The organism is Klebsiella sp. Q2 (genome assembly GCF_009900705.1).
In the GTDB taxonomy this organism is placed as follows: domain Bacteria; phylum Pseudomonadota; class Gammaproteobacteria; order Enterobacterales; family Enterobacteriaceae; genus Klebsiella; species Klebsiella quasipneumoniae.
Window position 1 is genome coordinate 362,025 of sequence record NZ_JAAABE010000005.1, and the last position, 10,249, is coordinate 372,273.

A 10,249-nucleotide genomic window follows, 5' to 3' on the forward strand; every position below is an offset into this window, starting at 1 on the left:
GCCGCCATGGTAGCCCAAAACGAAGACGATACACAAAGTCATTCTGGCTGTGTCAAAAAGCCGGGGCTGTGCAGGCCGCCAGAAGACCTACGGGAGGGGAATGATGTCTCAGACAGCGAAAGTGTTGCTGCTGTATGCCCACCCAGAATCTCAGGATTCCGTGGCCAACCGGGTTTTATTACAACCCGCCTTACAGTTGCCGAACGTCACCGTGCACGATCTCTACGCGCACTATCCGGATTTTTTTATCGATATTGCTCACGAACAGGACCTGCTGCGCCAGCATGAGGTGATTGTTTTCCAGCATCCTTTATATACCTGGAGCTGTCCTGCGCTGCTCAAAGAGTGGCTGGATCGTGTCTTAAGCCGCGGCTTCGCCAGCGGCGCCGGAGGGAACGAACTGGCGGGAAAGTACTGGCGCAGCGTGATCACCACCGGCGAACCAGAGAGCGCTTACCGTCGCGATGCAAATCGCTATCCGATGAACGATATTCTGCGTCCTTTTGAACTGACCGCCGGTATGTGCCGTATGCACTGGATGAGCCCCATTATCGTCTACTGGGCCCGGCGGCAGCAGCCAGAGGAGCTGCGCAGCCGCGCCCTGGCCTATCGGGACTGGCTGGCCAACCCCCTTGCCGCCGGAGGTGTCCATGGCGGGATTTGATCTGCTGCTGGCGGGGGTGCTGTTTTTGTTCGCGGCCGTCATTGCCGTCCCTCTGGCTTCAAGACTGGGGATTGGCGCGGTGCTGGGCTATCTGCTGGCTGGGATCGCCATTGGCCCTTGGGGGCTCGGGTTTATCAGCGATGTGGATGAAATTCTCCATTTCTCTGAACTCGGCGTGGTGTTCCTGATGTTTATCATCGGCCTGGAGCTCAATCCCGCCAAGCTATGGCGGCTGCGAAGCTCCATCTTCGGCGTTGGCGCGGCGCAAGTGATGCTCAGCGCGGCGATCCTCGGCGGTCTGTTGATGACGACAGGGTTTTCATGGCAGGCGGCGGTGGTCGGCGGGATTGGCCTGGCGATGTCCTCTACCGCGATGGCACTGCAGCTGATGCGCGAGAAGGGAATGAGCCGCAGCGAATCAGGGCAGTTAGGCTTTTCGGTCCTGCTGTTTCAGGATCTGGCGGTGATCCCGGCGCTGGCGCTGGTGCCTCTGCTGGCTGGTTCCGCGGATGAGCATGTGAACTGGCTGACGGTCGGCATGAAGGTCCTGGCGTTTGCCGGGATGCTGATTGGCGGACGCTATCTGCTGCGGCCGGTGTTCCGCTTTATCGCCAGCTCCGGGGTCAGGGAAGTGTTCACTGCCGCCACGCTGCTGCTGGTCCTCGGATCCGCCCTGTTTATGGAGGCGCTGGGGCTGTCGATGGCGCTGGGTACCTTTATCGCCGGCGTGCTGCTGGCGGAAAGCGAGTATCGCCATGAACTGGAGATCGCCATCGATCCGTTCAAGGGGCTGCTGCTTGGGCTGTTCTTTATCTCCGTCGGTATGGCGCTGAACCTTGGCGTGCTGTACACCCATCTGCTGTGGGTGGCGGTGAGCGTGGCGGTGCTGGTGGCGGTAAAAATGCTGGTGCTTTATCTGCTGGCCCGTCTCTATGGCCTGCGGAGTTCCGAACGTATGCAGTTTGCGGGCGTATTAAGCCAGGGCGGCGAGTTCGCGTTTGTCCTCTTTTCGCTGCCCGCCTCGCAGCGGTTGTTCCAGCACGACCAGATGGCGCTGCTGCTGGTAGCCGTCACCTTGTCGATGATGACCACGCCGCTGCTGATGAAAGGGATCGATAAGATATTGTCGCGACGCCTGAATCCAGCGGAGGATACCGATGAGGCGCCGTGGGTAGAGGATGATAAACCGCAGGTGATTATTGTTGGCTTTGGCCGTTTCGGCCAGGTCATCGGTCGCCTGCTGATGGCTAATAAGATGCGTATTACGGTGCTGGAGCGAGACATCAGCGCGGTAAATCTGATGCGCAACTATGGCTATAAAGTCTATTTTGGCGACGCTACCCAGCTGGAGCTGCTGCGCTCGGCAGGGGCGGAGGAGGCGCAGTCGATCGTCATTACCTGTAATGAGCCGGAAGACACCATGCGGCTGGTGGAGATGTGTCAACAACACTTTCCACATCTGCACATCCTGGCCCGCGCTCGCGGGCGCGTCGAGGCGCATGAGCTGCTGCAGGCCGGCGTGACGCAGTTTTCTCGTGAGACTTTCTCCAGTGCGCTTGAGCTGGGGCGTAAAGCCCTCATTACCCTGGGGATGCATCCTCACCAGGCCCAGCGCGCGCAGCTGCACTTCCGACGCCTCGATATGCGAATGCTGCGTGAGTTAATGCCGGTGCATACTGATACGGTACAGATATCACGCGTGCGGGAAGCCCGGCGCGAACTGGAAGAGATTTTTCAGCGCGAAATGCAGAAAGAGAGCCGGCAGCTGGACGGCTGGGACGAGTTTGAATAAAGGTAAATCATATGGCAGTGCGTAAACGTTTTATTGCCGGGGCGAAATGTCCGGCGTGCCAGGCGCAGGATTCACTGGCGATGTGGCGTGAGAATAATGTCGATGTTGTTGAATGCGTTAAGTGCGGTCATCAGATGCGTGAGGCGGATAAAGAGGCCCGTGAGCATGTACGCAAAGAGGAGCAGGTGATTGGCATTTTTCATCCCGACTAGCGTTATCCGTCGGCTTTTTTTAAGCTAAAGGGTACACGGCAGCAGAATTCCGCTACAATCTGCGCCACTATTCTTCCCATCTCAGGAGATATCATGAAAGTAGCAAAAGACCTGGTGGTCAGCCTGGCCTATCAGGTACGTACAGAAGACGGTGTGTTGGTTGATGAGTCTCCGGTAAGCGCGCCGCTGGATTACCTGCACGGTCACGGCTCCCTGATTTCCGGCCTGGAAAACGCGCTGGATGGCCACGAAGTGGGCGACAAATTTGACGTAGCCGTCGGCGCTAACGACGCTTACGGTCAGTATGACGAAAACCTGGTGCAGCGTGTACCGAAAGACGTCTTCATGGGCGTTGATGAACTGCAGGTTGGCATGCGCTTCCTGGCGGAAACCGATCAGGGTCCGGTACCAGTAGAAATCACTGAAGTTGAAGACGACCACGTTGTGGTTGATGGCAACCACATGCTGGCAGGCCAGAACCTGAAATTCAATGTGGAAGTTGTCGCCATCCGCGAAGCGACCGCTGAAGAGCTGGAGCACGGTCACGTGCACGGCGCGCATGGTCACGATCACGACCACGATCATGGTCACGATGGCTGCTGCGGCGGTCACGGTCACGACCACGATCATGGCCACGACCATGGTAAAGGCGGCTGCGGCGGCCACGGTGGCTGCGGCTGCCACTAATCTTTGCGCCTCGGCACGAAGACGACAAAAAGCGGGGAAACCCGCTTTTTTTACGCCTCAATAGTGCGGCGGTGGCGTCTCTTCGGCCTGGGAGGCGATATGGGAGGGTTGGGTCGCCTTCAGCTTCTCGATCATCAGACGCATATGCTCCCGCATCTTCGCCATCTCGATCTCGTGGGCGGTCACGGTTTTGTTGAGGTCTTCGATGGTGATTTCCTGAAACGCCAGCCGGCTTTCCAGCTCCGCAAGGCGCGTTTCTAATGTGCTATCGTGCATGGGTAACCTCTTTAGTCTGATCCTGCGGGCGGATTCTACTTAAGTTTCCCCCGGCGCGCAGCATCGCTGCGTCCTACAGGAAACTTATTCATACAAAAATAGTCCTAAAAGAGGCGATATTCAGGAACGTCCGTATGTAGATTTTAACGGCGACGTTCTATAGTACGTTTTTTGCTTTTTACGATAACCCTGGGGTGAGAGGCCCCGGCCCTGGAGAAATGGATGAAATCACTGTTTAAAGTAACGCTGCTGGCGACCACAATGGCCGTCGCCCTGAATGCACCGCTGACCTTTGCTGCAGATACCGCGGCGAAAGCAGCCCCGGCGGCTGAGAGTAAATCGGCATTTAAAAATGACGATCAGAAATCGGCCTATGCGCTGGGCGCGTCCCTGGGGCGTTACATGGAAAACTCCCTGAAAGAACAAGAAAAACTGGGCATTAAGCTGGATAAAGCCCAGCTGATCGCCGGCGTACAGGACGCGTTTGCCGATAAGAGCAAACTGTCCGACCAGGAGATCGAACAGACTCTGCAGGCCTTTGAAACGCGCGTGAAGACCGCAGCTCAGCAGAAAATGGAAAAAGACGCTACTGAGAACGAAACCAAAGGTAAAGCTTTCCGTGACAGCTTTGCCAAAGAGAAGGGCGTGAAAACGTCTAAGACTGGCCTGCTGTATAAAGTCGAGAAAGAAGGCACTGGCGATGCGCCTAAAGACAGCGACACCGTGGTGGTTAACTACAAAGGTACGCTGATCGACGGCAAAGAGTTTGATAACTCTTATACCCGCGGCGAGCCGCTCTCTTTCCGTCTCGACGGGGTGATCCCGGGCTGGACTGAAGGTCTGAAGAACATCAAGAAAGGCGGCAAAATCAAGCTGGTCATTCCGCCAGATCTGGCCTACGGCAAAACCGGCGTCCCGGGGATCCCGGCCAACTCCACTCTGGTCTTTGATGTAGAGCTGCTGGATATCAAACCGGCGCCGAAAGCAGATGCTCAGCCGGAAGCCGCTGGCGATGCGAAAGCCGCAGACGCGAAAGCTGACGCTAAGAAGTAATCGGGTTCAGGCCGCCGTCTCGTCAGAGGCGGCGGCTTTTTTATTGCGCGCAGATATAATTAAAACTGGAAAGATCCTCAGGCGCTGTATTACTTTAGATAGCTTAATAATGATGATGAGCCTGCCCTGACAATAACGACAGGCTCCTGAAAAGGAGTGCTTTTTTTCATGTCCAGGTCGCTTTTAACCAACGAAACCAGCGAGCTTGACCTGCTGGATCAACGTCCCTTTGACCAGACCGATTTCGATATTCTTAAATCTTATGAAGCGGTGGTGGACGGGTTGGCGATGCTCATCGGTTCGCACTGTGAAATCGTGCTGCATTCTTTGCAGGATCTGAAATGCTCTGCCATCCGTATCGCCAATGGTGAACATACCGGCCGCCAAATCGGTTCACCGATTACCGATCTTGCGCTGCGCATGCTGCACGATATGACGGGCGCCGATAGCAGCGTTTCCAAATGCTACTTTACCCGCGCCAAAAGCGGCGTCCTGATGAAGTCGGTGACGATTGCCATCCGCAACCGCGATCACCGGGTGATTGGTCTGTTGTGCATCAACATGAATCTGGATGTGCCGTTTTCGCAGATCATGAGCACCTTTATTCCACCAGAAACGCCTGAGGTTAACTCGCCGGTGAACTTTGCTTCCTCGGTTGACGATCTGGTCGCCCAGACTCTGGAATTCACCATCGAAGAGGTGAATGCCGATCGCAGCGTGTCGAACAATGCTAAAAACCGTCAAATCGTGCTGAATCTCTACGAGAAAGGGATCTTCGATATTAAAGACGCCATTAACCAGGTGGCCGATCGTCTGAATATCTCCAAGCACACCGTCTACCTCTATATTCGCCAGTTCAAAAGCGGTGATTTCCAGGGGCTGGATAAGTAATGCGTTTTGCCCTCACGGTGACCGGACCTGCCTATGGCACGCAGCAGGCGAGCAGCGCCTGGCAATTTGCTCAGGCCGTGCTGCAGGAAGGCCATGAGCTGGCGTGCGTTTTTTTCTATCGCGAAGGCGTGCTTAACGCTAACCAGTTGACGGCGCCCGCCAGCGATGAGTTCGATCTGGTGCGCGGGTGGCAATCCCTCCACAATGAGCACGGCGTCGCGCTGCATATCTGCGTGGCGGCCGCCCTGCGTCGTGGCGTAACGGACGAACGCGAAGCGCAACAGCTCGCTCTGCCTGGCCATAATCTGCAGCCGGGTTTTACGTTAAGCGGACTTGGCGCGCTGGCGGAAGCGGCGCTCACTTGCGATCGGATGGTACAGTTCTGATGAAACGTGTGGCTTTCGTTTTTTCTTCCGCGCCGCACGGCAGCGCCGCCGGCAGGGAGGGCCTCGATGCCTTATTAGCCACCTCCGCCCTCACCGACGAGATTGGCGTGTTTTTCGTGGGCGACGGCGTGTTTCAGCTGTTGCCCGCCCAGCGGCCTGGTGCTGTGCTGGCCCGCGACTACATCGCCACCTTTAAACTGCTGTCGCTATACGATATCGACCAGTGCTGGCTGTGCGCCGAGTCGGCGCGAGAGCGCGGACTGGATCCCGCGACCCCGTGGGTGGTGGATGCCGAATGCCTGGCGCCGGATGCCCTGCGCGCCCGTCTGCATGAATTTGATGTGATTTTGCGTTTCTGAGGCCCCCATGCTCCATACGCTCAGTGTTTCTCCCTGGCATGCCGATATCGCAGCAATGCTTCGCTTGATGGAGCAGGGTGACGATCTGTTACTGCTGTCTGATGGTGTCGCGGCGGCTATCGCCGGCGGCCGCTTCCTTGAGATCCTGCAATCCGCCCCCATAACCCTTTACGTGCTGCAAGACGACGTTGACGCCCGCGGGCTAACTGGTCAAATTGCGGACAGTGTCGGCAGGGTTAGCTATACTGATTTCGTCAGACTCACAGTCAAACATGCCGGTCAGTTGGCCTGGTGATGGCGGGATCGTTGTATATTTCTTGACACCTTTTCGGCACCGCCCTAAAATTCTGCGTCCTCATAATATATGAGGCGATTTATTACGTGTTTACGAAGCAAAAGCTAAAACCAGGAGCTATTTAATGGCAACAATTAACCAGCTGGTACGCAAACCACGCGCGCGCAAAGTTGCAAAGAGCAACGTGCCAGCGCTGGAAGCCTGCCCGCAGAAACGTGGCGTATGTACTCGCGTATATACCACCACTCCTAAGAAACCGAACTCCGCACTGCGTAAAGTTTGCCGTGTGCGTCTGACTAACGGTTTCGAAGTCACCTCCTACATCGGTGGTGAAGGTCACAACCTGCAGGAGCACTCCGTGATCCTGATCCGTGGCGGTCGTGTTAAAGACCTTCCGGGTGTTCGTTACCACACCGTTCGTGGTGCGCTTGACTGCTCCGGCGTTAAAGACCGTAAGCAGGCTCGCTCCAAGTACGGCGTGAAGCGTCCTAAGGCTTAATGGTTCTCCGTTAAGTAAGGCCAAACTGATTTATCTTAATGTCATACTAAACTCTTAGAGTTTTGGACAATCCTGAATTAACAACGGAGTATTTCCATGCCACGTCGTCGCGTCATTGGTCAGCGTAAAATTCTGCCGGATCCGAAGTTCGGATCAGAACTGCTGGCTAAATTTGTCAATATCCTGATGGTAGATGGTAAAAAATCTACTGCAGAAACTATCGTATACAGCGCGCTGGAGACCCTGGCTCAGCGTTCTGGTAAATCTGAACTGGAAGCCTTCGAAGTTGCGCTCGAAAACGTGCGCCCGACTGTCGAAGTTAAGTCCCGCCGCGTAGGTGGTTCTACTTATCAGGTTCCAGTTGAAGTTCGTCCGGTCCGTCGTAATGCCCTGGCAATGCGTTGGATCGTTGAAGCTGCTCGTAAACGCGGTGATAAATCCATGGCTCTGCGCCTGGCGAACGAACTCACTGATGCTGCAGACAACAAAGGTACTGCAGTTAAGAAACGTGAAGACGTTCACCGTATGGCCGAAGCCAACAAGGCGTTCGCTCACTACCGTTGGTAATCCCTTCGGAGTCATAGTCACCAGGCGGGCGCTTCAGATGAGTCGCCCGCTCTGGATAACTTAACTGAACGCCTAAAGAAATAAACGAGGAATCAAATGGCTCGTACAACACCCATCGCACGCTACCGTAACATCGGTATCAGTGCGCACATCGACGCCGGTAAAACCACTACTACCGAACGTATTCTGTTCTACACCGGTGTAAACCACAAAATCGGTGAAGTTCATGACGGCGCCGCTACCATGGACTGGATGGAGCAGGAGCAGGAACGTGGTATCACCATCACTTCCGCTGCGACTACTGCATTCTGGTCTGGTATGGCTAAGCAGTATGAACCGCACCGTGTAAACATCATCGACACCCCGGGGCACGTTGACTTCACTATCGAAGTAGAACGTTCCATGCGTGTTCTTGATGGTGCGGTAATGGTTTACTGCGCAGTTGGTGGTGTTCAGCCGCAGTCTGAAACCGTATGGCGTCAGGCAAACAAATATAAAGTTCCGCGCATCGCGTTCGTTAACAAAATGGACCGCATGGGCGCTAACTTCCTGAAAGTTGTTGGTCAGATCAAAACCCGTCTGGGCGCGAACCCGGTTCCGCTGCAGCTGGCAATTGGTGCTGAAGAAGGTTTCACCGGCGTTGTTGACCTGGTGAAAATGAAAGCCATCAACTGGAACGATGCAGACCAGGGCGTAACCTTCGAATACGAAGATATCCCGGCTGACATGCAGGACCTGGCTGACGAATGGCACCAGAACCTGATCGAGTCCGCAGCTGAAGCTTCTGAAGAGCTGATGGAAAAATACCTGGGTGGTGAAGAACTGACTGAAGAAGAGATCAAAAAAGCTCTGCGTCAGCGCGTTCTGAACAACGAAATCATCCTGGTAACCTGTGGTTCTGCGTTCAAGAACAAAGGTGTTCAGGCGATGCTGGATGCGGTAGTTGACTACCTGCCATCCCCGGTTGACGTTCCGGCGATCAACGGCATCCTGGACGACGGTAAAGATACTCCGGCTGAGCGTCACGCAAGCGACGACGAGCCGTTCTCTGCACTGGCGTTCAAAATCGCTACCGACCCGTTCGTGGGCAACCTGACCTTCTTCCGCGTGTACTCCGGTGTGGTTAACTCTGGTGATACCGTACTGAACTCCGTGAAAGCTGCACGTGAGCGTTTCGGTCGTATCGTACAGATGCACGCTAACAAACGTGAAGAGATCAAAGAAGTTCGCGCGGGCGACATCGCTGCTGCAATCGGTCTGAAAGACGTAACTACTGGTGACACCCTGTGTGACCCGGATGCGCCGATCATTCTGGAGCGTATGGAATTCCCTGAGCCGGTAATCTCCATCGCCGTTGAGCCGAAAACCAAAGCTGACCAGGAAAAAATGGGTCTGGCTCTGGGTCGTCTGGCTAAAGAAGACCCGTCTTTCCGCGTATGGACTGACGAAGAGTCTAACCAGACCATTATCGCCGGTATGGGTGAGCTGCACCTCGACATCATCGTTGACCGTATGAAGCGTGAATTCAACGTTGAAGCGAACGTCGGTAAACCTCAGGTTGCTTACCGTGAAGCGATTCGCGCGAAAGTTACCGATATCGAAGGTAAACACGCCAAGCAGTCTGGTGGTCGTGGTCAGTACGGTCACGTTGTGATCGACATGTACCCGCTGGAGCCGGGCTCTAACCCGAAAGGTTACGAGTTCATCAACGACATCAAAGGTGGTGTAATTCCTGGCGAATACATCCCGGCCGTTGATAAAGGCATCCAGGAACAGCTGAAAGCTGGTCCGCTGGCAGGTTACCCGGTAGTTGATATGGGTATCCGTCTGCACTTCGGTTCTTACCACGACGTTGACTCCTCTGAGCTGGCGTTTAAACTGGCTGCGTCTATTGCCTTTAAAGAAGGCTTTAAGAAAGCAAAACCAGTTCTGCTTGAGCCGATCATGAAGGTTGAAGTAGAAACTCCGGAAGAGAACACTGGTGACGTTATCGGTGACTTGAGCCGTCGTCGCGGTATGCTGCGCGGTCAGGAATCCGAAGTAACCGGCGTTAAGATCCACGCTGAAGTACCGCTGTCCGAAATGTTCGGTTATGCAACTCAGCTGCGTTCTCTGACCAAAGGTCGTGCATCATACACCATGGAATTCCTGAAGTATGATGATGCGCCGAACAACGTTGCTCAGGCCGTTATTGAAGCCCGTGGTAAATAATCCACAGGATTAAAACCTAAGTCCCGTGCTCTCTCCGAAGGGGAGAGCACTATAGTAAGGAATATAGCCGTGTCTAAAGAAAAATTTGAACGTACAAAACCGCACGTCAACGTTGGTACTATCGGCCACGTTGACCATGGTAAAACTACCCTGACTGCTGCCATCACTACCGTTCTGGCTAAAACCTACGGTGGTTCCGCTCGCGCATTCGACCAGATCGATAACGCGCCGGAAGAAAAAGCTCGTGGTATCACCATCAACACCTCTCACGTTGAATATGACACCCCGACTCGCCACTACGCGCACGTAGACTGCCCGGGCCACGCCGACTATGTTAAAAACATGATCACCGGTGCT

Annotated in this window: 14 protein-coding genes; 13 read left to right on the top strand and 1 reads right to left on the bottom strand. The window is 54.9% G+C overall.

Translation table 11 applies throughout. The annotated features are described in order from the left end of the window. The first annotated feature begins 100 nt into the window (after window positions 1-100). From kefG to slyD, 4 genes are all read left to right on the top strand, one after another. Entirely contained in the window at window positions 101-664 is a 564-nt protein-coding gene (gene kefG, locus GT756_RS20540) for a glutathione-regulated potassium-efflux system ancillary protein KefG (protein WP_004202208.1), read from the top strand. Then, window positions 651-2,456, top strand: coding sequence for a glutathione-regulated potassium-efflux system protein KefB (kefB, locus tag GT756_RS20545; protein ID WP_004202210.1), 1,806 nt, complete (start codon window positions 651-653; stop codon window positions 2,454-2,456). The genes kefG and kefB overlap by 14 nt, the downstream gene beginning before the upstream one ends. Before the next feature lie 11 nt (window positions 2,457-2,467). Next, on the top strand, window positions 2,468-2,668 hold the full coding sequence (locus GT756_RS20550; protein WP_002920143.1) for a YheV family putative zinc ribbon protein: 201 nt from the start codon (window positions 2,468-2,470) through the stop codon (window positions 2,666-2,668). Window positions 2,669-2,761: 93 nt separating this feature from the next. Further along, complete coding sequence (slyD, locus tag GT756_RS20555) at window positions 2,762-3,355, top strand: peptidylprolyl isomerase (protein WP_004202213.1); 594 nt, start codon at window positions 2,762-2,764, stop codon at window positions 3,353-3,355. A 57-nt stretch (window positions 3,356-3,412) separates the two neighbouring features. On the opposite strand, the gene GT756_RS20560 is transcribed toward slyD, so the two are convergent. Then, on the bottom strand, window positions 3,413-3,631 hold the full coding sequence (locus GT756_RS20560) for a protein SlyX (protein WP_002920136.1): 219 nt from the start codon (window positions 3,629-3,631) through the stop codon (window positions 3,413-3,415). Window positions 3,632-3,853: 222 nt separating this feature from the next. Between GT756_RS20560 and fkpA the strand changes: the two genes are divergently transcribed. The 9 genes from fkpA to GT756_RS20605 form a co-directional block, all read left to right on the top strand. Then, entirely contained in the window at window positions 3,854-4,684 is an 831-nt protein-coding gene (gene fkpA, locus GT756_RS20565; protein WP_004202215.1) for an FKBP-type peptidyl-prolyl cis-trans isomerase, read from the top strand. A 168-nt stretch (window positions 4,685-4,852) separates the two neighbouring features. Continuing rightward, window positions 4,853-5,575 carry a transcriptional regulator gene (locus tag GT756_RS20570; protein ID WP_002920130.1) on the top strand — a complete coding sequence of 241 codons (723 nt, stop codon included), beginning with the start codon at window positions 4,853-4,855 and terminating at the stop codon, window positions 5,573-5,575. Next, entirely contained in the window at window positions 5,575-5,961 is a 387-nt protein-coding gene (gene tusD / locus GT756_RS20575; RefSeq protein WP_004202218.1) for a sulfurtransferase complex subunit TusD, read from the top strand. The genes GT756_RS20570 and tusD overlap by 1 nt, the downstream gene beginning before the upstream one ends. Continuing rightward, entirely contained in the window at window positions 5,961-6,320 is a 360-nt protein-coding gene (tusC, locus tag GT756_RS20580; protein WP_004202220.1) for a sulfurtransferase complex subunit TusC, read from the top strand. Before tusD ends, tusC begins: the two co-directional genes overlap by 1 nt. Window positions 6,321-6,327: 7 nt before the next feature. Further along, window positions 6,328-6,615 carry a sulfurtransferase complex subunit TusB gene (gene tusB / locus GT756_RS20585; RefSeq protein ID WP_004202221.1) on the top strand — a complete coding sequence of 96 codons (288 nt, stop codon included), beginning with the start codon at window positions 6,328-6,330 and terminating at the stop codon, window positions 6,613-6,615. A gap of 124 nt (window positions 6,616-6,739) precedes the next feature. Next, window positions 6,740-7,114: a 30S ribosomal protein S12 gene (gene rpsL / locus GT756_RS20590; RefSeq protein WP_002920115.1), complete on the top strand. Its 375-nt coding sequence runs from the start codon at window positions 6,740-6,742 to the stop codon at window positions 7,112-7,114. Between the two features lie 96 nt (window positions 7,115-7,210). Then, window positions 7,211-7,681 (top strand): 30S ribosomal protein S7, encoded by a 471-nt coding sequence (gene rpsG, locus GT756_RS20595; RefSeq protein WP_002920113.1) that lies wholly within the window; start codon window positions 7,211-7,213, stop codon window positions 7,679-7,681. A gap of 96 nt (window positions 7,682-7,777) precedes the next feature. Beyond that, window positions 7,778-9,892, top strand: a complete 2,115-nt coding sequence (gene fusA / locus GT756_RS20600) for an elongation factor G (RefSeq protein ID WP_004202222.1) — start codon at window positions 7,778-7,780, stop codon at window positions 9,890-9,892. 69 nt (window positions 9,893-9,961) lie between these two features. After that, on the top strand, window positions 9,962-10,249 hold a 288-nt coding region (locus tag GT756_RS20605), incomplete at its 3' end, for a GTP-binding protein (RefSeq protein WP_029946957.1).